This window comes from Bilifractor sp. LCP21S3_A7 (genome assembly GCF_052118825.1).
Taxonomy (GTDB): domain Bacteria; phylum Bacillota; class Clostridia; order Lachnospirales; family Lachnospiraceae; genus Bilifractor.
Genome location: NZ_JBQKGL010000002.1, coordinates 24,504 through 47,381, shown reverse-complemented (window position 1 = coordinate 47,381; position 22,878 = coordinate 24,504). Strand labels below are relative to the sequence as shown.

At 51.5% G+C, this 22,878-nt stretch carries 17 protein-coding genes; 11 read left to right on the top strand and 6 right to left on the bottom strand.

Annotated features, from left to right (window positions below):
• The first annotated feature begins 935 nt into the window (after positions 1 to 935).
• From pheS to queA, 4 genes are all read left to right on the top strand, one after another.
• Positions 936 to 1,955, top strand: coding sequence for a phenylalanine--tRNA ligase subunit alpha (pheS, locus tag ACTQ1O_RS01975; protein WP_441486073.1), 1,020 nt, complete (start codon positions 936 to 938; stop codon positions 1,953 to 1,955).
• A 188-nt stretch (positions 1,956 to 2,143) separates the two neighbouring features.
• Complete coding sequence (gene pheT, locus ACTQ1O_RS01970; RefSeq protein ID WP_441485887.1) at positions 2,144 to 4,570, top strand: phenylalanine--tRNA ligase subunit beta; 2,427 nt, start codon at positions 2,144 to 2,146, stop codon at positions 4,568 to 4,570.
• Between the two features lie 19 nt (positions 4,571 to 4,589).
• A complete protein-coding gene (locus ACTQ1O_RS01965; protein ID WP_441485886.1) occupies positions 4,590 to 5,294 on the top strand; it encodes a histidine phosphatase family protein in 705 nt (234 codons plus the stop codon).
• A complete protein-coding gene (queA, locus tag ACTQ1O_RS01960; RefSeq protein WP_441099312.1) occupies positions 5,281 to 6,309 on the top strand; it encodes a tRNA preQ1(34) S-adenosylmethionine ribosyltransferase-isomerase QueA in 1,029 nt (342 codons plus the stop codon). The genes ACTQ1O_RS01965 and queA overlap by 14 nt, the downstream gene beginning before the upstream one ends.
• A gap of 94 nt (positions 6,310 to 6,403) precedes the next feature.
• Here queA and ACTQ1O_RS01955 read toward each other — a convergent pair whose 3' ends face one another.
• Complete coding sequence (locus ACTQ1O_RS01955) at positions 6,404 to 7,270, bottom strand: DegV family protein (protein ID WP_441485885.1); 867 nt, start codon at positions 7,268 to 7,270, stop codon at positions 6,404 to 6,406.
• A gap of 502 nt (positions 7,271 to 7,772) precedes the next feature.
• On the opposite strand from ACTQ1O_RS01955, the gene ACTQ1O_RS01950 reads away from it, so the two are divergent.
• The 7 genes from ACTQ1O_RS01950 (at position 7,773) to ACTQ1O_RS01920 (ending at position 15,717) form a co-directional block, all read left to right on the top strand.
• A complete protein-coding gene (locus ACTQ1O_RS01950; RefSeq protein ID WP_441099176.1) occupies positions 7,773 to 9,119 on the top strand; it encodes a butyryl-CoA:acetate CoA-transferase in 1,347 nt (448 codons plus the stop codon).
• Between the two features lie 264 nt (positions 9,120 to 9,383).
• Positions 9,384 to 10,574: an acetyl-CoA C-acetyltransferase gene (locus tag ACTQ1O_RS01945; RefSeq protein WP_441099175.1), complete on the top strand. Its 1,191-nt coding sequence runs from the start codon at positions 9,384 to 9,386 to the stop codon at positions 10,572 to 10,574.
• 99 nt (positions 10,575 to 10,673) lie between these two features.
• Positions 10,674 to 11,468 carry an enoyl-CoA hydratase-related protein gene (locus tag ACTQ1O_RS01940; RefSeq protein WP_441099174.1) on the top strand — a complete coding sequence of 265 codons (795 nt, stop codon included), beginning with the start codon at positions 10,674 to 10,676 and terminating at the stop codon, positions 11,466 to 11,468.
• Positions 11,469 to 11,575: 107 nt separating this feature from the next.
• Positions 11,576 to 12,451, top strand: coding sequence for a 3-hydroxyacyl-CoA dehydrogenase NAD-binding domain-containing protein (locus ACTQ1O_RS01935; protein ID WP_441099173.1), 876 nt, complete (start codon positions 11,576 to 11,578; stop codon positions 12,449 to 12,451).
• 225 nt (positions 12,452 to 12,676) lie between these two features.
• A complete protein-coding gene (locus tag ACTQ1O_RS01930) occupies positions 12,677 to 13,843 on the top strand; it encodes an acyl-CoA dehydrogenase (RefSeq protein ID WP_441099172.1) in 1,167 nt (388 codons plus the stop codon).
• Between the two features lie 15 nt (positions 13,844 to 13,858).
• Positions 13,859 to 14,653: an electron transfer flavoprotein subunit beta/FixA family protein gene (locus ACTQ1O_RS01925; RefSeq protein WP_441099171.1), complete on the top strand. Its 795-nt coding sequence runs from the start codon at positions 13,859 to 13,861 to the stop codon at positions 14,651 to 14,653.
• Positions 14,654 to 14,670: 17 nt separating this feature from the next.
• Positions 14,671 to 15,717 carry an electron transfer flavoprotein subunit alpha/FixB family protein gene (locus tag ACTQ1O_RS01920; protein ID WP_441485884.1) on the top strand — a complete coding sequence of 349 codons (1,047 nt, stop codon included), beginning with the start codon at positions 14,671 to 14,673 and terminating at the stop codon, positions 15,715 to 15,717.
• 318 nt (positions 15,718 to 16,035) lie between these two features.
• Here the strand turns inward: ACTQ1O_RS01920 and xylB are convergent, their stop codons facing one another.
• The 5 genes from xylB to ACTQ1O_RS01895 form a co-directional block, all read right to left on the bottom strand.
• A complete protein-coding gene (gene xylB, locus ACTQ1O_RS01915; RefSeq protein ID WP_441485883.1) occupies positions 16,036 to 17,493 on the bottom strand; it encodes a xylulokinase in 1,458 nt (485 codons plus the stop codon).
• Between the two features lie 174 nt (positions 17,494 to 17,667).
• The gene (locus tag ACTQ1O_RS01910; protein ID WP_441485882.1) at positions 17,668 to 19,161 is read right to left on the bottom strand and encodes an L-fucose/L-arabinose isomerase family protein; all 1,494 of its coding nucleotides are present in this window, start codon (positions 19,159 to 19,161) and stop codon (positions 17,668 to 17,670) included.
• Between the two features lie 85 nt (positions 19,162 to 19,246).
• Positions 19,247 to 19,867 (bottom strand): DUF4867 family protein, encoded by a 621-nt coding sequence (locus ACTQ1O_RS01905; RefSeq protein ID WP_441485881.1) that lies wholly within the window; start codon positions 19,865 to 19,867, stop codon positions 19,247 to 19,249.
• 274 nt (positions 19,868 to 20,141) lie between these two features.
• Positions 20,142 to 21,434 (bottom strand): 3-phosphoshikimate 1-carboxyvinyltransferase, encoded by a 1,293-nt coding sequence (gene aroA, locus ACTQ1O_RS01900; RefSeq protein WP_441485880.1) that lies wholly within the window; start codon positions 21,432 to 21,434, stop codon positions 20,142 to 20,144.
• Between the two features lie 345 nt (positions 21,435 to 21,779).
• Positions 21,780 to 22,874, bottom strand: a complete 1,095-nt coding sequence (locus ACTQ1O_RS01895) for a prephenate dehydrogenase/arogenate dehydrogenase family protein (RefSeq protein ID WP_441485879.1) — start codon at positions 22,872 to 22,874, stop codon at positions 21,780 to 21,782.
• Positions 22,875 to 22,878 lie beyond the last annotated feature (4 nt).

Below are 22,878 nucleotides of genomic sequence, written 5' to 3'. Positions count from 1 at the left end.
GTGTATGCTCTCCTCCCTTTTTTACGCGAACAGTGAGCCGCAGCCGAATGCGAAGTATTCGTGTGCGGCGAGCGTCGCGATAGCGAGATAAAACTCGCGCAGCGTGTTTTATCTCGTTTGCGAGAACTGCAAGTTCGGCGCTTCCGTCGGCATGACCGGGCGATCGTATGCTCTCCTCTTTTTTGCGAGAGCTGAAAGAGGAAATAAATCCACCACATACATTTTATGCCGTTTTTCTTGACACTGTCAGGGGAAGAAGCTAGAATAACAGGCAGTGAAAAGCGTTGAAGACGTATGTATGGGTATATTGACCCGCAGAGAGGAAGGATCGCTGGCTGAAAGTTCTTCCGGGCTCCGGTATATTCAGAGTTTCGCGTCGGAGCTTCTTTTCTGAACGCCGGAGTTTTTCCGGTCGGTAGGATCAGACGTGTCTGCACGTTACAGCAGCTATGAGTGTCCGTTTTTTCTGTGTGGAGAACAGCCTGCGGCAGCAGGGAGAATCATGCGGGAGAATCGGGAATCAGGGTGGTACCGCGAGAGTTTTGCCTCGTCCCTAGACAGGGATGGGGCTTTTTTTACGCGAACAGTGAGCCGCAGCCGAATGCGAAGTATTCGTGTGCGGCGAGAGTCGCGATAGCGAGATAAAACTCGCGCATCGTGTTTTATCTCGTTGCGCTTCTGTTTTCAGCTGAAGGGCCGGCAACAGACGGAAATGACATTTTTGCCGGAAGGCCGGTCCTTAACGGGAATGCAGCTTTCGGCGTGAATCTCGTTGACAGGTGTGATGCCGGGAACCCTCCGGGGAGCGGAGAGTCAGCGGTTAGACAGCGATAGAGTCCCTGCCCGGGCGGTGAATCAGAGAGCACCGTTGAAGTATCATGTAAAGATCAAAAAAGATCAAAAATGAAAGAGGAAAAACAATGAGTGATGTAAGCATGAAGGAAAAACTGGAAGCAATTGTCGGAAAGACATTGGAGAGCCTTCGGGAAGCTCACACTCCGGATGCGTTGAACGAGATCCGTGTCAATGTACTTGGAAAAAAGGGTGATCTGAAGAATCTGATGAAAGCCATGAAGGATGTGGCTCCGGAGGATCGTCCGCGGGTCGGGCAGCTTGTCAATGAGGCGAGAGATACAATTTCAGAGAAGCTGGATGAGGCAAGACAGAAGATTGAACTGGATCAGATGAATCTGCGTATGAAGCAGGAGACCATCGATGTGACGCTTCCTGCGAAGAAGGCCGAGATCGGTCATCGTCATCCGAACACAATCGCACTCGAAGAGATGGAGAGAATCTTTGTCGGAATGGGATATGAGGTCGTGGAAGGACCGGAAGTTGAGTACGACGAGTATAATTTTACAAAGCTGAACATTCCGGCGAACCATCCGGCAAAGGACGAGCAGGATACCTTCTACATCACAAAGGATATTGTGCTGCGTACGCAGACATCTCCGGTTCAGGCCAGGAGAATGGAGCAGGGGAATCTGCCGATCCGTATGATCTCACCGGGACGGGTATTCCGCGCGGACGAGGTGGATGCTACTCATTCTCCTTCCTTCCATCAGGTGGAGGGCCTTGTCATCGACAAAAATATTACCTTCTCGGATCTGAAGGGTACCTTGGAAGAGTTCGCAAAGGAAATCTTTGGACCGGACACGAAAACGAAGTTCCGTCCGCATCACTTCCCGTTTACGGAGCCGAGCGCAGAGATGGATGTCAGCTGCTTCAAGTGTGGTGGAAAGGGATGCCGTTTCTGCAAGGGCGAGGGATGGATTGAAATCCTTGGATGCGGAATGGTTCATCCGCATGTACTGGAAATGTGCGGCATTGATCCGGAACAGTACACGGGCTTTGCGTTCGGAGTTGGACTTGAGCGTATCGCACTTCTGAAGTATGAAATTGATGACATGCGCCTTCTGTACGAGAACGATGCGCGGTTCCTGAAGCAGTTCTGATTATCCGGAGAGATAGAAACGGAACATGGATGCGCCGGGTTCAGAGAAATAAAAGACTGAGGCATGGATAAAGCCGCAGGCGAGGATAAAGCCACAGGTGAGGATAAAGCCGCAGGCAAGGATAAAGCCGCAGGTGAGAATAAAGCACAGGCGAAGACAAAACCCTGATCAGATATAGGAGAGAAAGAATGAATACATCTTATTCATGGATAAAAAAATACGTACCGGACCTTGATGTCACTCCGCAGGAATATTTTGACGGGATGACGCTTTCCGGAACAAAATGTGAGACTTACGAGGTACTGGATAAAAACCTGAAAAATATTGTGGTCGGACAGATCCAGTCGATCGAGAAGCATCCGGATGCCGACCATCTGGTGATCTGCCAGGTGGATATCGGAACCGGGACGGTACAGATCGTAACCGGTGCGCCCAATGCGCACAAGGGCATGCTTACCCCGGTTGTCCTTCCCGGAGGAAAGGTCGCCGGCGGACATGACGGAAGCGCGCTTCCTGAGGATGGCATCGAGATTAAGGACGGTATGCTCCGCGGAGTTCCGTCGCACGGAATGATGTGCTCGATTGAGGAGCTCGGAAGTTCCAGGGAATTCTATCCCGAGGCGCCGGAGAACGGAATTTATGAGTTTTCAGAGGATGACGGGGTGAAGCCCGGCGATGACGCGATTGCAGCGCTCGGGCTTCACGATGTGAACTTCGAATATGAAATTACCTCGAACCGTGTGGACTGCTACAGCGTGATTGGTATCGCAAGGGAAGCAGCAGCTACCTTCCATCAGAAATTTTACCCGCCGGTGATCAGGGAGACGGGCAACAACGAGGATGTCAATGACTATATCAGGGTAACGGTTGAGGACCAGACTCTATGCCCGCGCTATACGGCAAGAGTCGTAAAAAACATTCATCTGGCACCGTCGCCGAAGTGGATGCAGAGATGTCTCGCTTCCAACGGCATCCGGCCCATCAATAATGTCGTGGATATCACGAACTATGTGATGGAGGAATACGGGCAGCCGATGCATGCTTATGATCTCGATACGATTGCCGGAAAGCATATCATCGTGAGACGGGCAGATGATGGGGAGAAATTCACCACTCTGGACGGAAAAGAATACACGCTGGATTCCTCGATTCTGACGATCCGTGACGATGAGAAGGCGGTAGGCCTGGCCGGAATCATGGGAGGTGAAAATTCCATGATTACGGACAATGTACACACCATGCTTTTTGAGGCGGCCTGCTTTGACGGTACCAATATCCGTCTTTCCTCCAAAAAGATTGGAAACCAGACGGATGCATCCAGAAAATTTGACAAGGGTCTCGATCCGAATACTGCCCTTGAAGCGATGAATCGCGCCTGCATGCTCATCGAAGAGTTCGGGGCAGGAGAGGTAGTCGGCGGAGCCATTGATATTTACCCGGTTAAACGAGAAGAGTCGAGAGTTACGTTTGAGCCTGACAAAATCAACCGCCTTCTGGGCACGAACCTTTCAGCGGAGGAACAGCTGAAGTATCTTGCCTCTGTGGAACTCAGATATGATAAGAAGACGAATGAGATCGTGGCTCCGACCTTCCGGCAGGATATCCACAGGACCTGCGATATTGCGGAGGAAGTTGCGAGATTCTTCGGTTATAATAATATTCCGACGACACTTCCGACTGGAGAGGCGACCACCGGGAGACTGTCGTTCAAGAACAGGGTTGAGGCGAAGGCAAGAGACGTGGCAGAGTACTGCGGATTTTCTCAGGGGATGTGCTACTCCTTCGAGAGTCCGAAGGCCTTCGACAAGCTTTTGTTCCCGGAAGATGATCCGGTCAGAAAGGCTATTGCGATTTCCAACCCGCTGGGTGAGGATTTTTCAATCATGCGGACGACTTCTCTGAACGGCATGCTGACATCCCTTGCGACCAACTACAACCGCCGCAACAAGGATGTCCGTCTCTATGAACTCGGAAATATATATATTCCGAAAGAACTGCCGCTGACAGAGCTTCCGGATGAGAGAATGCAGTTTACTCTGGGCTTTTACGGCAAGGGCGACTTCTATGATATGAAAGGTGTGGCAGAGGAATTTCTCGGACAGATCGGCATGCATGACAGGGTAGAATACGACGCGAAAGCCGGAAAACCGTTCCTTCACCCCGGACGCCAGGCACTGATCCGATATGACGGAAATATTATCGGGTATCTCGGCGAGGTTCATCCGATGGTACTGAAAAACTACGGAATCGGTGAGCGCGCATATGTGGCTGTACTTGATATGCCGGAGATCCTTCCGTTCGCTTCCTTCGATCGTAAGTTTGAGGGGATTGCGAAATTCCCCGCGGTAACCCGTGATATATCCATGGTAGTTCCGAAAGAAATTGAAGCGGCAGTTATTGAGAAAATGATCCGCCAGAGGGGCGGAAAAATTCTGGAGGATCTGAAGCTGTTTGATATCTATGAGGGAGAACAGGTTGAGGCAGGACATAAATCCATGGCTTATTCGCTGACATTCCGTTCCAGAGAAAAGACGTTGGAGGAGTCGGATATCGCTGCATCAATGAAGAAGATTCTGAACGGACTGTCAGGTCTCGGCATCGAACTCCGGCAGTAATGTAAGAGGAGAGGTAAAGGTGAAAATATATGCAATCCGGCATGGCGAAACATCCTGGAACAAAGAAAGACGGCTGCAGGGGCAAAAGGGCAGTGATTTGGACAGCGAGGGAGTATTGCTCGCAAAGATGACGGCGGAAGCGCTTCGGGAAGTGAAATTTGATATCTGCTACACAAGTCCTCTGGTTCGTGCCCGTCATACGGCTGAAATTATTCTCGCGGACCGCAAGGTTCCGGTGATTCCGGAACCGAGAATTGAGGAAATCGGATTCGGAGTCTGGGAAGGATTGTGCTGCGATGCGGATCATCCGGAGAGAATGCAGATTCCGCTGGATGAGTATATCCGATTTCAGGAGGATCCGCTTCATTATATTCCGCCGGAGGGAGGGGAACGGATTCAGGATGTCCTGGAGAGAACGCACAATTTTTATGAGGAGCTGATTCACAACCCCGATCTGCAGGACAAAACCGTATTGGTATCTTCACATGGCTGCGCCGTCCGTGCTTTTCTGAACAATGTATACGAGGACAAAAAAGATTTCTGGCAGGGAGGTGTGCCGATGAACTGCTCCGTCAGCATTATTGACGTGGAAAACGGAGTGGGAAGGCTGGAGGCATCGGATCAGGTATTTTATCCGAAAAAATACTATCACAGTTTTTACAAGCGTCCGTCAGATGCCGGTGATCAGAAGGAGAAAAAGAAACATGCCGATGAAAACAAGTGATTTCTATTATGACCTGCCGCAGGAACTGATTGCGCAGGACCCGCTGGAGGACAGAAGTTCCTCCAGATTGATGTGCCTGAACAGAGAGACCGGAGAGGTGCGGCACGAACACTTCACGCAGGTGATTGATCATCTGACAGATAAGGACTGTCTGGTCATCAATGATACAAAGGTCATTCCTGCCCGTCTTTACGGGACCAAGAAGGATACTGGCGCGGTGATCGAGGTTCTGCTTCTGACACGGAAGAAGGATAACATATGGGAGACGCTGGTGAAGCCCGGAAGGAAATGCAAGGTAGGAACGGAACTTGTTTTCGGACACGAGGGAATCCTGACGGGCACCGTCGTTGATGTGACGGAAGATGGAAACCGGTTTATTCAGTTTCATTATGAGGGAATTTTCGAGGAAATTCTGGATAAGCTCGGAGAGATGCCACTTCCGCCGTACATCAAACACAAACTGAAGGACCGCACCAGATATAATACCGTCTACGCGAAGAATGACGGATCGGCAGCAGCGCCGACGGCAGGGCTGCATTTTACAAAGGAACTGCTTCAGCAGATCCGGGACAAGGGCGTGAAGATTGCGCATGTGACGCTTCATGTCGGACTGGGCACCTTCCGTCCGGTAAAGGTGGAGGATGTCACGAAGCATCAGATGCATTCCGAGATGTATATTGTAGAGCCGGATCAGGCAAAAATCATCAATGATACGAAGGCAGCAGGAGGCCGGGTGATCTGTGTGGGCACAACCAGCTGCCGCACACTGGAATCCGCGACAGATGAGAATGGAATCCTTCAGCCGGGCAGCGCATGGACCAGCATCTTTATCTATCCGGGCTATCAGTTCAAGATCATGGATGGACTGATCACGAATTTTCACCTCCCGGAATCCACATTGATCATGCTGGTGTCCGCGTTTGCGGGGAAGGATAATATTATGAATGCGTACCGCATCGCTGTGCAGGAAAAATATCGCTTCTTCAGCTTCGGGGATGCGATGCTTATAGAATAACAGCAAAATCTCATTATTTGCGGTTTGCGGCCGCCTGTGGCCGTAAACACGATTAAGGGCGGCTGTTCTGCTTATGCAGAACAGCCGCCCGAGCTTATACAGTGACCGCAGCGATGCCCATGGCACCTTTTCCGCCGTGGCAGGAAATGGTGCAGCCGGTCATGACGTATTCAGTATTTTGAAATCCGTTCTCGACAGCGATTTCCTTCATACGATCCAGAACATCCTGAGCCAGTCCCTTTCCATACATCAGATACAGGGTATCCTTGCGGCAGTCATAACGGCTGAGAAAATCCCGATAAAACTTATCAACAATCCTGCGCATGGATCCACGGTATTTCCTGGTTGCGATCAGGTGACCGGTGCTGTCAATCTCGATCAGCGGTTTCAGATTGAGGATGTTGGCGGCAATGTAGGAGGCATTGGATACTCTTCCGCCGGCTCGCAGATATGCGAGTGTCGCCGGGATGAACTGGCACTCGATATGATCTGAGATGGAGCGGAGTTCATCCGCGAAGGCGCTGTAATCGGTGATATGCTCCCCGCGTTCCCGGATCAGACGGTATGCTTCTGAAATGTAAGCGGTGCAGCCTCCGGATACAGACTTTGTATCAATCAGATAGACATCCTGAAAACCCTCGTCATCAATGGCAAGCCGGGCGTGGTCATATGTGCTTGATGCGGCGGCAGAGTAGGCAAAATGATAAATCACACATCCGGGATGTTCTTCCTGCAGCCTGTGGAAAAAGTCGATATATTCACCCTCGTTTACCGCGGATGTTGTCGGAATTCTTCCGGTTTCGTCAAAATAGTCAAATACGCGGTCAATCGGAAAATGACCGTCGTCAAATGACTCGCCGTTCATAATGACATGCATTGGAACAACATGAATCTGATATTTTTGTACAAGTGATTCCGGAAGATCCGATCCACTTTCTGTTGATATGAGAATCTCTCTCATATATTTTCTCCTGTCCAGCGCCATGAATTTGGGTTGTTGCAGACGCTTAAACTCAGTATATCCTTTTTCGAAAGAAATGAACAGTGCAAAGCGAGAATTTTCGCTGTCTCATCTTTTCACTGCCTCCGTCAGGACGCTCCGTTCTTAAGCTGTCCGGGGAGCAGGCTGCTCCGGTGAGGCCGGTAAGGGAGGACTGCTCCGGTTGAGGCCGGTCGGGCAGGCTGCTCCGGTGAGAGGTGACCCGGGGAGGCGGCCCTTCAGGTCTGACTCTGCAAACCGTGATCTGCAGCCAGCGCGCAATTTTTTTACAGAAGCGGATATAAAGGGAAAATGGAGGAGGCGAAGAAACAGAAAGACAATAGCGGAGAAAGAAAATAGCAGGAAAATAATTTACATCTGTCACAAAAATGGTAAAATACAGATAGGTTGTTAAAAAAATATCATAAAGCGCGGTCCCTGAAAATGGAAACGGAAAGGCGTATGGAAGAGGAGGAATGAGCTGATGAATTACGATGAAAAGTACAAGGAGAAACTGGTAACCGCCGAGAAGGCAGCTTCGGTGATTAAAAGCGGCGACTGGGTTGATTACGGATGGTGTGTAGGAACGAATGTTGCGGTTGATAAAGCTCTGGCAAAGAGAATGCCTGAGCTTCATGACGTGAACATCCGCGGCGGCGTTCTCTGTCATGCTCCGGCTATCTTCGGAATTGAAAATCCGGCGGAACATTTTATCTGGAACAGCTGGCATATGAATCCGGTGGAGAGACATTCGGTATCCAAGGGGTTCTGCTTTTATACGCCGCTTCGTTATTCTGAGCTGCCGCGCCTCTACAGAGAGAGCACGATGCCGTTGAATGTGGCAATTTTTCAGGTATCGCCGATGGACAAACACGGCTACTTCAATTTCGGCCCCTGCGCGAGTCAGATGAGCGCTGTTGTGGAGACGGCAGATATCGTAATCGCAGAGGTGAACAAAAACATGCCGGTATGTCTCGGAACCCGGGATAATTACGTGCACATTGACCAGATCGATATGATCGTTGAGGGAGATGATCCTGCGATTGACGAGGTGCCGGCAGGGGGAGAAGCCAGTGATGTGGATAAGGCGGTCGCGGAGCTTGTAGTTCCGGAAATCTCGGACGGCGCCTGCCTGCAGCTGGGGATCGGCGGAATGCCGAACGCGATCGGCAAAATGATTGCGGAAAGTGACCTGAAGGATCTGGGTATTCACACGGAGATGTACGTGGATTCCTTTGTGGATATGGCAGAGGCGGGCAAAATTAACGGGTCAAAGAAGAACATTGACCGGGGGCTTCAGGTGTATGCTTTCGGTGCCGGCACCAGAAGGATGTACGATTATCTCGACGGAAATCCGGAATGTATGGCTGCCTCTGTCGGATATGTCAACGACATCGATACCATCGGCGCGATTGACAATTTTATCTCTATTAATAACGCTGTGGACATTGATCTTTACGGACAGGTTAACGCCGAGAGCGCAGGGATCAAGAATATTTCGGGAGCCGGCGGACAGCTCGACTTTGTACTTGGAGCGTATAAATCCAGGGGCGGAAAGAGCTTTATCTGCCTGTCGTCCGCGTACAAGGACAAAAAGACCGGGGAGATCAAGAGCCGGATCCGTCCGACGCTGACCCCGGGAAGCGTGGTTACGGATACGCGCGCGAACACGATGTATATCGTGACCGAATATGGAAAGGTCTGCCTGAAGGGGCTCTCCATGTGGCAGAGAGCGGAACAGCTGATCAATATCGCACATCCGAAGGTACGGGATGAACTGATCCGTGAGGCGGAGAAAATGAACATCTGGAGACGGTCCAATAAGAGATGACATGCGGCGGTGATGTCAAGGAAAAAACTATACAAGATTGCGATCCAAATTTAGCAAGTTTTTTTCAAAATAAAGATTGATAAATATTTGACAAAAAGGCGGAATAGGGGTATGATGATTACATCGTTAAGAAATAAACGAGCATTGTTCCGGCGGTCTGAATCAGAAGACTCGGTACAGCGTTCCGGCTTTTTCCTGACGGTGATTCATGAGGATATACATATTTCACGTACTATAATATTTATTTTTTAAGGAGGCTTTAATATGGCTGAGAAAATTGTTATTGCTGGCGCCTGCCGTACTGCGATCGGTAAGATGGGTGGAGAACTTAGCACAGTTCCGGTTGCTGATCTCGGAACAATTGTTATCAAAGAGGCTCTGAAGCGCTCCGGAGTACCGGCGGATAAGGTAGACATGGTATACATGGGATGTGTACTTCAGGCAGGACAGGGACAGAACGTTGCCCGTCAGGCATCTGTAAATGCGGGAATTCCGGTTGAGGTTCCGGCAATGACTCTTAATATTCTCTGCGGTTCCGGACTTGCAGCTGTCAACATGGCAGCAGACATGATCCGTGCGGGAGAGGCGGAAATCGTTGTTGCAGGCGGCATGGAGAGCATGTCCAAAGCTCCGTACCTTCTGCAGAACGGACGTTATGGATACAGAATGGGCGATGGAGCACTGATTGATTCCATGACGCATGACGCTCTTACCGATGCATTCAACAATTATCATATGGGAATCACAGCTGAGAATGTTGCCGAGAAATACGGCCTGACCAGAGAAGAGCTCGACGAGTTCTCCGCAAAATCTCAGCAGAAAGCCTGCAAGGCAATTGAAGAGGGCAAGTTCAAGGATGAGATCGTTCCGGTAGAGGTAAAGGGACGTAAGGGCAAGGTTACCATCGTTGATACCGATGAGGGACCGCGTCCGGGAACAACAGCAGAAGGACTTGCAAAGCTTCGCCCCGCTTTCAAGAAGGATGGAATTGTAACCGCAGGTAATGCTTCCGGAATCAATGACGGTGCGGCAGCAGTTGTAGTAATGACAGAATCCAAGGCAAAAGAGCTCGGTGTAAAGCCGATGGCTTCCTGGATCGCAGGCGCGCTCGGCGGCGTTGATCCGGCTATCATGGGTGTAGGACCGATCGTAGCTACCAGAAATCTGCTGAAGAAGACCGGAATGACCGTTGCGGACTTCGATCTGTACGAGGCAAATGAGGCATTTGCTACACAGTCTCTCGCAGTTGCCAAGGAACTCGGATTTGATCCGGAGAAGCTGAATGTAAACGGAGGAGCAATCGCTCTTGGACATCCGGTAGGATGCTCCGGAACAAGAATCCTTGTTACCCTGCTCTATGAGATGCAGAAGAGAAAAGCGAACAAAGGTCTTGCAACTCTTTGCATCGGCGGCGGCATGGGCTGCGCTACCGCGGTAGAGAGATACGAGGAGTAAACGGAAACTTATCAGGAGCTGAAACGGAGCTGTTTTTCCCTGCACAGGGAGAGCCGTTTCCGGCTCCTGAATCATATTGGATAAGAAAGGGTTTCTATCATGGCATATGTTACATATGAAACCGAAGGCGCGGTAGCAATTGCCACTATTGACCGCCCGAAGGCTCTGAATGCATTAAACAGCGAAGTTCTTGACGATCTGGAGAAGGTGATTGAGGGCATTGATCTTGATACCATCCGTTGCCTCATCATCACCGGTGCCGGCGATAAATCCTTCGTAGCCGGTGCGGATATCGGAGAGATGAGCACCCTGACAGCTGCCGAGGGAGAGGCTTTCGGCAAGAAGGGAAATGACCTGTTCCGCAAAATTGAGACGCTCCCGATTCCTGTCATTGCCGCGGTTAACGGATTTGCTCTGGGCGGCGGCAACGAGATCGCAATGAGCTGTGATTTCCGCATCTGCTCTGAGAATGCCGTATTCGGACAGCCGGAAGCCGGCCTTGGAATTACGCCGGGCTTTGGAGGCACACAGAGACTTGCTCGTCTGGTAGGACCGGGAATGGCAAAGCAGCTGATCTACACCGCAAGAAATATCAAGGCGGATGAGGCGTTCCGCATTGGTCTTGTCAACCAGGTGGTGCCGCAGGAAGAGCTGATGCCAACGGTGAAAAAAATTGCTTCCATTATCGCGGGCAACGCGCCGATCGCGGTAAGAGCATGCAAGAAAGCGGTCAACGAGGGCCTTCAGGAGAATATCGATGATGCACTTGTGATCGAGGAGAAGCTCTTCGGTTCCTGCTTCAATTCCGAGGATCAGAAGGAGGGAATGGCAAATTTCCTCCGCAAAAAGGATGATCCGAAGAAGGTAAAACACGTGGCATTCCAGAACAAGTAATCGTATAATACAGTACAGGTGTCCGGCACCGGTTTTTTCGCGTTCCGGAAGCCGGACACCAGATACTGTTTCCATCACTATAGAATATCTATGCAGGAGGTACAGCAATGAAAGTTGGTATTATTGGCGCCGGCACAATGGGTTCCGGTATTGCACAGGCATTTGCACAGTGCGGCGAAGTGGAGAAGGTTTATCTCTGTGATATCAAGCAGGAGTTCGCTGACGGCGGCTTCGCGAAGATCAAGAAGGGCCTCGATAAGAGAGTGGCGCGGGGAAAGATTGACCAGGCAACTGTTGATGGAATCCTTGGCAAGATCGAAACCGGACTGAACACAATCTGCACAGATGCTGATCTGATCGTAGAGGCTGCTCTTGAGAATATGGAAATCAAGAAAAACTGCTTCAAGGATCTTCAGGAGAACGTCGTAAAGAACCCGAACTGCATCTACGCGTCCAACACCTCTTCTCTGTCTATCACAGAGATTGGATCCGGACTTGCAAAACCGGTCATCGGAATGCATTTCTTCAATCCGGCACCGGTTATGAAGCTGGTAGAGGTTATTGCCGGAATCAACACTCCTGCTGAGATCGTTGCCCGGGTAAAGGAGATTGCGGTTAAGCTCGGCAAGACTCCGGTAGAGGTTAACGAGGCGGCCGGATTTGTTGTAAACCGTATCCTTGTGCCGATGATCAATGAAGGAATCTGTGTATACGCTGCAGGCGTTTCTGATATTGAAGGCATTGATACCGCTATGAAGCTCGGATGCAACCATCCGATGGGACCGCTTGAGCTGGGAGATTATATCGGACTTGATATTGTACTTGCCATCATGGATGTCATTTACAAAGAGACCGGTGATTCCAAGTACCGCGCATGCCCGCTTCTTCGCAAGATGGTTCGCGGCAAACAGCTCGGAGTCAAGACCGGAATCGGATTCTATGATTACTCCAATGGCGGAAAGGTTCCGACCGACAAGAAGTAATCAAATCATAAAGCATACATTTTCCGGCGGCGGAGCACTGCGTCCGTTTGCCGGATAAACACGTGTCCTTTCAGGACACCTTCGAAAAAATATCCGGCTCCGGTTTTCGGCGCTGCATCAAGCGGCTGTACAGGTTTACATACAGACTTACATGATGCTGGTTCAAGCGCACGGTTGCCTGTTTTGCTTTCCGGAAGAGATTAGAATAACATTTGGAGGTTAGACATGGATTTCACGTTAGATAAAAAACATGAAATGGCGAGATCTCTTTTCAGAGATTTCGCGCAGAATGAAGTAAAGCCTCTTGCGCAGGAGATCGATGAGGAAGAGAGATTTCCGCGCGAGACATTTGACAAGCTCGCAAAATACGGCTTTATGGGAATTACCGCTCCCAGAGAGTACGGCGGACAGGGCTGCGATGAGCTGACGTATGTACTCTGTCTGGAGGAGATCGCAAAGGTCTGCGGAACGACAGCGGTTGCTCTTTCCGCTCATACTTCTCTGTGTATCGACCCGATCATGACCTTCGGTACCGAGGAGCAGAAGAAGAAGTATATTCCGAAGCTCGCAAAAGGTGAGTGGCTCGGCGCCTTCGGTCTGACGGAGCCTGGTGCCGGAACTGATGCGCAGGGGCAGCAGACAAAGGCGGTTCTTGACGGAGATGAGTGGGTACTGAACGGCTCCAAGTGCTTCATTACAAACGGCAAGGAAGCGGATGTCTACATTATCATCGCGGTAACGGGAACCGTTGAGAAACGCGGCAGAAAGCAGAAAGAAATCTCCGCATTCATCGTGGAAAAGGGAACACCGGGCTTTACCTTCGGAACGAAGGAGAAGAAGATGGGTATCCGCGGATCCGCGACCTATGAGCTGATTTTCCAGGACTGCCGTATTCCGAAGGAGAACATCCTCGGCGCGAAGGGCAAGGGCTTCGGAATTGCCATGCACACGCTGGACGGCGGACGTATCGGAATTGCGACACAGGCTCTCGGCCTCGCGGAGGGCGCGCTGGATCTTACCGTAGCCTACACGAAGGAGAGAAAGCAGTTCGGACGTTCGATCGCACAGTTCCAGAACACACAGTTCCAGCTCGCAAATCTGAAGACAACCTGTGACGCTGCTCAGCTTCTGGTATATAAGGCTGCCTGCGCGAAGGACGCTGCCGGCTTCTCACCGGCATCCACGTACAGCGTAGAGGCCGCAGAGGCAAAGCTGTTTGCCGCAAAGGCCGCGATGGATGTCACGACAGAATGTGTACAGCTCCACGGCGGTTATGGTTATATCAGAGAGTATGACGTAGAGCGTATGATGCGTGACGCGAAGATCACGGAGATCTATGAAGGAACCGCAGAAGTTATGCGTATGGTTATATCTGCGAACTTACTGAAATGACAGGAGGAATATACCGTGAAGATAATTGTTTGTATTAAACAGGTACCGGATACAGCAGGCGGTGTCAAATTCAAACCGGATGGTACCCTGGATCGTGCGGCTATGCTTGCCATCATGAATCCGGATGACAAAGCCGGACTGGAGGCGGCACTGAGGATCAAGGACGAGACCGGAGCAGAGGTAACAGTTCTCACCATGGGACTTCCGAAGGCGGCTGATGTTCTTCGCGAGGCGATCGCGATGGGCGCGGACAAGGGCGTTCTTCTGACCGACCGGAAGCTCGGCGGAGCAGATACCTGGGCGACTTCCTCGACGCTTGCAGCCGGAATCCGCAAGATCGGAGAGTACGATCTGATTATCACCGGACGTCAGGCGATCGACGGCGATACCGCGCAGGTTGGACCGCAGATCGCGGAGCATCTCGGCATTCCGGTGATCTCCTATGCACAGGCAATCAAGGTGAACGAGGCAGAGAAGACCGTAGAGGTTGAGCGTCAGTTCGACGACAGATATCATGTGCTGAAAGCAAAGATGCCCTGCCTGATCACAGCTCTTTCCGAGCTGAATCCTCCGCGCTATATGACCCCTGCCGGAATCTGGGATGCGGTTGACGCGGAAATCACCACCTATAACCGTGATGATCTGACGACACTGAAGGATGAAGACTGCGGTCTCGCTGGTTCTCCGACAAAGATCGCGAAGGCTTCCGACAAGGTACGCAAGGGAGCAGGCACCATGTTCAAGGATCTTGATCCGGATGCCGGTGCTGCTGTCATCTGCGAAGAACTGACAAAGAGACATTATATTTAATGAAGGCGGTGAGTAGAATGAGTTTAGAAGATTACAAGGGTGTATATATCTTTGCACAGCAGGTAGATAATCACATTGACAACATTGCCTTCGAGCTGCTCGGAAAGGCAAGAGACCTGGCAAAACCTCTGAACACACAGGTTACCGCAGTTCTGATCGGATACCAGGTTGGGGGCCTTGCAGACGAGCTGGCCGAGTACGGCGCGGACAGAGTCATCGTCGTGGATGACCCGGAGCTGAAGGAGTACCGCACGGAGCCTTACGCGCACGCGCTGGCATCGGTTATCGAGAAGTATAAGCCGGAGATCATGCTGGTGGGCGCAACCGCGATCGGCCGTGACCTCGGCCCCACGGTTTCGGCACGTGTTCATACAGGACTTACTGCGGACTGCACCTCCCTCGATATCGGAGATTTTCCGCTTCAGCCGAAGCCGAATCAGGAGCAGAAGCACAATCAGCTGCTCATGACCCGTCCGGCATTCGGAGGCAACACCATTGCCACCATCGCATGCCCGGATAACAGACCGCAGATGTCAACCGTACGTCCCGGCGTCATGGAGAAGATCACGCCGATCAAGGGAGCGAAGGCTGAGGTCATTAACTACAATCCGGGATTCACTCCGGATGACCGTTATGTCACAATCGAGAAGGTTGTGAAGAAGGTCAGCGAGACGGTAGATATCCAGAAGGCAAAGATTCTGGTATCCGGCGGCCGCGGTGTCGGAAGTCCGGAGAACTTCCAGATCCTCAAAGATCTGGCGGATGTTCTCGGCGGAGAGGTATCCTGCTCCCGTGCGGTAGTTGATAACGGATGGGCGCCGAAGGATCTTCAGGTCGGACAGACCGGAAAGACGGTTCGTCCGAACATTTATTTCGCAATCGGTATTTCCGGAGCCATCCAGCACGTAGCAGGCATGGAGGAGTCTGATCTGATCATTGCGATCAACAAGGACGAGTCCGCACCGATCTTTGACGTGGCGGACATCGGAATCGTCGGAGATCTGAACAAGATCGTTCCGAAACTCACGGCGGATATCAAGGCTGAGATTGCAAAGAAGGCCTGAATAACGAGATAAAACACGCTGCGCGAGTTTTATCTCGCTATCGCGACGCTCGCCGCACACGAATACTTCGCATTCGGCTGCGGCTCACTGTTCGCGTAAATAAAAACTAAAAAGGCAGGACTTTCACGGTGGCGTGAAAGCCCTGCCTTTTCATGTACATGAGCAGACGGACGTAAAACAGAGAGGCAGTTATACAGAGACAATTATAAACAACATTGACGGGCCGTCTCCTCTGAATCAGATTCCGGGAAGGCGGAAGCTGCAGAAAAAGAGGACTTTCACGCGATGAAATTCGTGTGAAAGCCCTCGTTTTTCATGTCAGAACAGGCCCTTGAGAGCGGGATAGAATTTACGGAACCGGTTATACTTCTCCTCGTATTTTTCCGTGAGAACCGGGTCTGGCTCGATTGTATCTGTGACATGTATGATGCGATCTGCCGCGTCCTCGACAGAAGCAAATTCACCACAGCCGACAGCCGCCAGCATGGCGCCGCCGAGAGAGGGGCCCTCCTGAATGGCAGGGACATCGAGTGTCAGATTCATGACGTTGGCGCAGATCTTCATCCAGAGTTTTGATTTTGAACCACCGCCGACAATTTTGGAGCGGGTTACATTGAGACCAAGACCTCTGGCAATTTCGAGAGAATCACGAAGACCGAAGGCAACGCCCTCCAAAACAGCCTGCGTCATTTCGGCACGCGTCGTATCCATGCGCATGCCGATAAAAGCTGCCTTGCAGGAGGGGTCATTGTGCGGGGAACGCTCGCCCATCAGATACGGAAGATAAAAGACATTGTTCTCCCCGAGCCGGGAGATCGATGCCTGCTCTCCGGAATAATCCTTTGTATTCAGAATCTCTTCATTCCACCATTTGTTGCAGGAGGCGGCACTGAGCATGCAGCCCATCAGGTGATAGTGACCGTCTGCGTGGCAGAAGGAGTGAAGCGCGTGGTTGGGAGTATCCACAAACGAGGAACTTGAAATAAAGAGCGTGCCGGAAGTTCCGAGCGAAAGGTTGCATCTCTCATTTCCGACGGTTCCGGTTCCGACGGCGGAAGCCGCATTGTCGCCTGCACCCGCGATGATCTTCACAGTGCGGGGAAAGCCCAGTTCTTCCGCAACGGAAGGCTTGAGTGTTCCGACCGGCTCATAGCTTTCATAGAGCTTTGGAAGCTGTGATTCTGTGATCCCGCAGATCTCAAGCATTTCCGGGGACCAGCGTCTGTTTTTCACATCGACGAGAAGCATCCCGGAGGCGTCGGAGAGGTCTGTGCAGAAGCTCCCGGAAAGCATATACGCGAGGTAATCCTTCGGAAGCATGATTTTGCATATTCTGCGGAAATTATCGGGCTCATTTTTGCGGACCCAGAGAATCTTGGGGGCAGTGAAGCCGGCGAAAGCGATATTTGCCGTCCAGGAGGCAATTTTATCCTCACCGATGGTATGATTGAGATAGTCGGTTTCCTCCTGGGTGCGGCCGTCGTTCCACAAAATTGCGGGGCGGATAACCTGATCCTTGTCATCAAGGATGACGAGGCCGTGCATCTGGCCTCCAAAACTGATTCCGGCGATCTCACTTCTGTTAATATCTTTGGTCAGGATCTTCATGCCCTCCAGGGATTCTCTATACCAGTCTGAAGGGTCCTGCTCTGACCATCCGGGGTGAGGAAAGTGGAGAGGATACTCGCGGCTGATGATGTTCCGGATCGTACCCGCGGAATCCATGAGAAGAAGCTTGACGGCAGATGTGCCGAGGTCAATGCCGATATAGTACATAGAGCTATTCCTCCTGTATGCATTTTTGTGACAAATTGTGGCGCCCTGCCTTTGGAGCAGGGCGCTAACTGGTAATTTACGCGAACAGTGAGCCGCAGCCGAATGCGAAGTATTCGTGTGCGGCGAGCGTCGCGATAACGAGATAAAACTCGCGCAGCGTGTTTTTTCTCGTTGTTAGGCAAAAGGATTTTCGTCCGCATAGCGGTCTCCGGCGGGATGATTGTATCCGATCTCATCAACCGGGACACCGATGAATTTCAGGGTGTCGTAGAGAACCTTACCGTAGTGACCGAACATTACGGCGCCGTGGTGCGGGAAATTCTTCTCGATCAGCCAGTGACGATAGAAACGGCCCATTTCCGGAATCGCAAAGACACCGATGGATCCGAACGATCTTGTCGCAACCGGAAGAACCTCGCCCTGCGCGACATAGGCGCGGAGCTTGTTGTCAGCGGTTGACTGCAGTCTGTAGAAGGTAATGTCGCCCGGAACGATATCGCCTTCGATTGTTCCATCGCACCACTCCTTCGGATGGGTGTTCGCCATGATGGCCTGATAAGCCAGATGAGGGTTTGTGAGCTTGTTGGAGCAGGTGTTGCCGCAGTGGAAGCCCATGAAGGTGTCGCTGAATTTCCAGTTGTATGCGAATTTGCCCTCGATGCTTTCCTTGTACATATCCTTTGGTACGGAGTTGTTGATGTCGAGCAGGGTGACCTCATCCTGGCTCAGGCAGAGACCGATGTACTCGGACAGTGTGCCGTAGATATCAACCTCGCAGCTTACCGGGATGCCCCTCTTCATGAGACGGCTGTTTACATAGCAGGGAACAAAGCGGAACATATCCTGGAACGCGGGCCAGCACTTTGTAGTGAGTGCGACATATTCCTTGCAGCCCTTGTGACTTTCCGCCCAGTCGAGGAGGGTCAGCTCGTACTGCGCAAGTTTCGGGAGCATTGCCGGCCTGTTTGCTTCGGTGTATCCCATTTCGTTTGACATGTCCTCGATAACAGATGCGATTCTTTCATCATCCGCGTGCTTGGTATAGGACTCATAGAGGTCAAGCTCGGATTCTTCCTCGATCTCTACGTTCAGATTGTAGAGCTGCTTGATGGGGGCATTGCAGGCGAGGAAGTTAGACGGACGGGGGCCGAAGGAGATGATCTTCAGGTTGTTCAGTCCGATGGCAACTCTTGCGATTGGAAGGAATTCATGGATGCGGTCCGCCAGATCCTCGGCGTCGCCGACCGGCTCATCGGGGATGTAGGCCTTTACATTGCGCAGGGCCAGGTTGTAGCTCGCATTGAGCATTCCGCAGTATGCGTCGCCGCGGCCGCCCTTCAGATTGGTCTGAGTCTCTTCGGCGGCGGCACAGAACATCACCGGTCCGTCAAAATATTTTGCAAGCATCGTTTCGGAGATCTCCGGACCAAAATTGCCGAGGAAGACGCACAGGGCATTGCAGCCGGCGGCTTTTACATCTTTGAGCGCATTTACCATATCGGTTTCGCTCTCAATGATGGTGATCGGACATTCGTAAATATCTGCGGCGTTATATTTTGCGGCATAGGCATTCACCAGAGCTTTGCGCCGGTCAAGTGTGAGACTTGCCGGAAAACAGTCGCGGCTTACGCCGACAATGCCGATTTTAACAACTGGAATATTGTTCATTATAATATCCTCCTGAGAAATAAAAAATCTGTGAAGCTTTCCCGGGTATAAAAAATCTGTGATTCATTCCCGGGGGAGCGGCTGGTCAGTCTACCCGGAGATTTTCGCCTTCGAGACCGTTAAATGCACCTTCGATTCCGGCATCCGGATGAGCGATGAGCCATTTGTTGACGGCAGTAATCAATCTGTCCTCGCTGTCTCCTCCGTGATCGGAGGTCAGCTCGGTATTCGTGCCCTTCGGAAGGACCACGACACAGCGGAACGGCTTGCCGTCAACGCTGCACGGCGCGTAATGAAGGGTGGTGGCGTAAACCTCGATCACTGTGCCTGCCGGCACAAGGAATGCCTCAACCTTTGAGGTGTCATAGTGAAAATCATCTGTGATATCCTGCTGTTTTCCGAGAAGAAGAATAAGATCATTTTCTGCGATATTGATTTCGGACGAACGATGATATTCCAAAGCGTTCAGAAAAACATTATACCCATTGCAGTATCCGATCTGGACCGGCAGTTCGCCGTATATGGTCTGACGGACCTTCTCACCGGATGCGGTCTGCTCAAGCTTCGGATCCGATGCGACGTAGATGGTGTGATCCGTCGGACAGTCGGTATCCTTTAAAGCATCCATAATGCCGGAAACATCGAGGCCGTTGATTACGCGGCCGTATGGATGAAAGAATTCATCATGGACATTATGTATTACCATTCTAAAAACCTCCCTTAATATCTGTGAAGTTTGTCCTTATGTGGAAAGCTTCTCTAGTCATCGCTTTTAATTATAACAGATTTTGCTGAAAATACGATACATTTTCTTGACAAAAAGTACAAAAAATAGAACAAAAAACAGAACAAAACAGCAGAACAAAAAAACAGAGCAAAAAAACGGCCGGCCTTCGGTTAAAGGAAGACCGGCCGGTGTGGTTGAAGCTTTAAAGAGAAGAAATCGGTATGAGGCGAACAGCAGATCGGGGAAGACTTTGTCACTGCTGCAGAAGGAATTTCAGATCCCGGTAGAATTCCGGATAGGATATGTTCACGCATTCGGCGTCCCGGATCTCCGTTTCGCCGTCGGCGGCGAGAGAGGCAATGGCAAAGGACATGGCGATGCGGTGATCGAGATGGCTGTCGATGAGGGCACCGTGAAGCGGTTTTCCTCCATTGATTATCATACCGTCGTCGGTACCGGTGATGTCGACACCCATGCGGGAGAGATTTTCCACCATGAGGTCAAGACGGTTGGATTCCTTTACCTTCAGCTCTCCGGCATCCCGGATTACGGTTGTTCCCTCTGCCGTCGAGGCGAGGACGGCGATGATCGGGATCTCATCGATCAGGGTCGGAATCAGACTGCCTTCAATTACGGTGCCATGAAGCGGAGTGTACCGCACTTCGAGGTCTGCCGTGGATTCTCCGCCAGAAGCCGAAAGTCTGCGGTAGGTCACAGTTCCGCCCATGTCCTGAATAACGCGCAGAATACCGTCGCGGGTGGGATTTGTGCCCACGTGCCGCAACAGAATCTCGGAGCCGGGGATCATGCAGGCGGCCGCCAGAAAATAGGCGGCGGAGGAGATATCACCGGGTACCTTAACAGATATTCCGGAGAGCTCATTTCCGGGATGAATGGTTGCCGCAAGACCGTCGGAGGACAAATCGGCGCCGAAATGACGAAGCATCAGTTCCGTGTGATTTCTGGAAAGAGCCGGCTCTATGACTGTTGTAGCAGAATCAGCGTAAAGCCCTGCAAGCAGAAGGCATGATTTTACCTGGGCGGATGCCACCGGAGAATGATAGGTAATACCGTGAAGCGGCTGACCTATAATCTGAAGAGGTGCGCATCCGTTGTCACGCTCGCTGGTGATGCACGCGCCCATCTGCGTCAGTGGTTCGATGATCCGGTTCATGGGCCGCTTTTGTATGGAGGCGTCTCCGGTGAGGGTACAAGGAAAATCCTGTCCGGCAAGAATGCCGGAGATGAGGCGGGTTGTTGTGCCGGAATTGCCGCAATCAAGCACGGTGTCCGGGGCGTTGAGCCCGTGGAGCCCCTTCCCGTGGACGATGACATGATCCGGGTGTTCCGGATTGGTTTCGATATCAATCCCCATGCTGCGGAAGCAGCTGATAGTGGAGAGGCAGTCGGCGCCGGGCAGAAAATGGGAGATCTCAGTCGTCCCGTTTGCGAGACTGCCGAACATGACTGCCCGGTGAGAGATGGATTTATCCCCCGGAATATCCAGCTGTCCGTGAAGCGGTTTATCTGTCGGATAAAATTTCATGACACGGTTCCTTCCTTCTGAAAGTTCTGCAGATTCATTTACTGTATAAGCTCTTCGAAAACGCAGACAGGATCGTCACGCGCGAAGCGTGTGTAAGAGACTGTCTGCGATTTCGAAGGCAACAGGTATGAGGATGAAGCGCGAACGCGCGAAATCCGAATGCCTGTAGGATTGCGGGAGTGCGAAGCACGGAGCAATCCGTAGCTTATACAGTATGTGGCACGACTTATCGTATGAGGTTTACTGTATAAGATGCGTAGTAGCTCATTTATATCCCGTTTATATTTCGGAAATGTCATTATTGCCTGCGGCCCATCGGATGACGCGGCGGGAAGCAATCTTTTTTCAGACCTTGCGACGGACAAGATAGTTCCTTTTCCGCAGAACGTCATCTGCGTTGTTCCGGGCGTTTTCCTCATAAAATTCAATCCGGAGGACTCCGTCTTCAAATTCCCGGTTGTGAATGATGCCGATGTTCCGGATGCTGATCTGATTCATGGCGAGCAGCGTCGTAACGGTTGCGATTCCGCCGGGTTCGTCGTAGATATCCACGTACAGAAGATATTGTCTCGGAACCGATCCCCTCTTGATGTCGTCGATAGAATCCCGGTAATCCTTGGATGAGGAAAAAGTGCGGTACAGGCCGTCGGCATCAGCGGAATCGATCATGAAGCGGAAATTGGAGAGAAATTCCATATAGCGATCCAGAACCTTCAGGATATCTTTCCGGTTGGCGAGGCAGATCTGCTGCCACATGACCGGAGATGAGGAGGCTATTCTGGTGATGTCACGGAACCCGCCCGCTGCCACCAGCTTCATCTTTTCATCACGGGTATCAATGCTTTTTACCGTGTTCACCAGAGATGAGGCAACGATATGCTCGAGGTGGCTGACACCGGCAACGATGTAGTCATGCTCTTCGGCGGAGACTACGATCGGGAGAGAACGGATGGACCGGATCAGGTCCGAGTAACGCCGGACCTTTTCGGGGTCGGTTTCCCGGTTTGTCGTAATAAAATAGTACGCGTTTTCCAGCAGGTAATCCGTGGAGCTGGAGAAACCTGTTTTCTCTGTACCTGCCATCGGATGGCCGCCGATGAAATTCTCTGCCAGGCCGGTCCGTACCGCAGCGTCGGTCGTCTCGCCTTTAACGGAGCCCACGTCGGTCAGTATGCAGTCTTCCCGGATGATGGATCTGAGAAACGGAAAATAGGTGATATTGGTCTGTACAGGTGCGCACAAAAAAATAAAGTCACAGTTTCCGAACCGCGGGTCATTCTGGTCGAGAGCTTCGTCGATTGCGCCTGCTATCAAAGCCTGTTCGAGCGTGGAAGGGGTGTGGGAGTATGCGAGTATATGAAAATCCGGATGGAATTTTTTGATGGATCTGGCCAGGGAACCTCCAATCAGTCCGAGACCGATAAAGCCGATACAAGTCATAGGA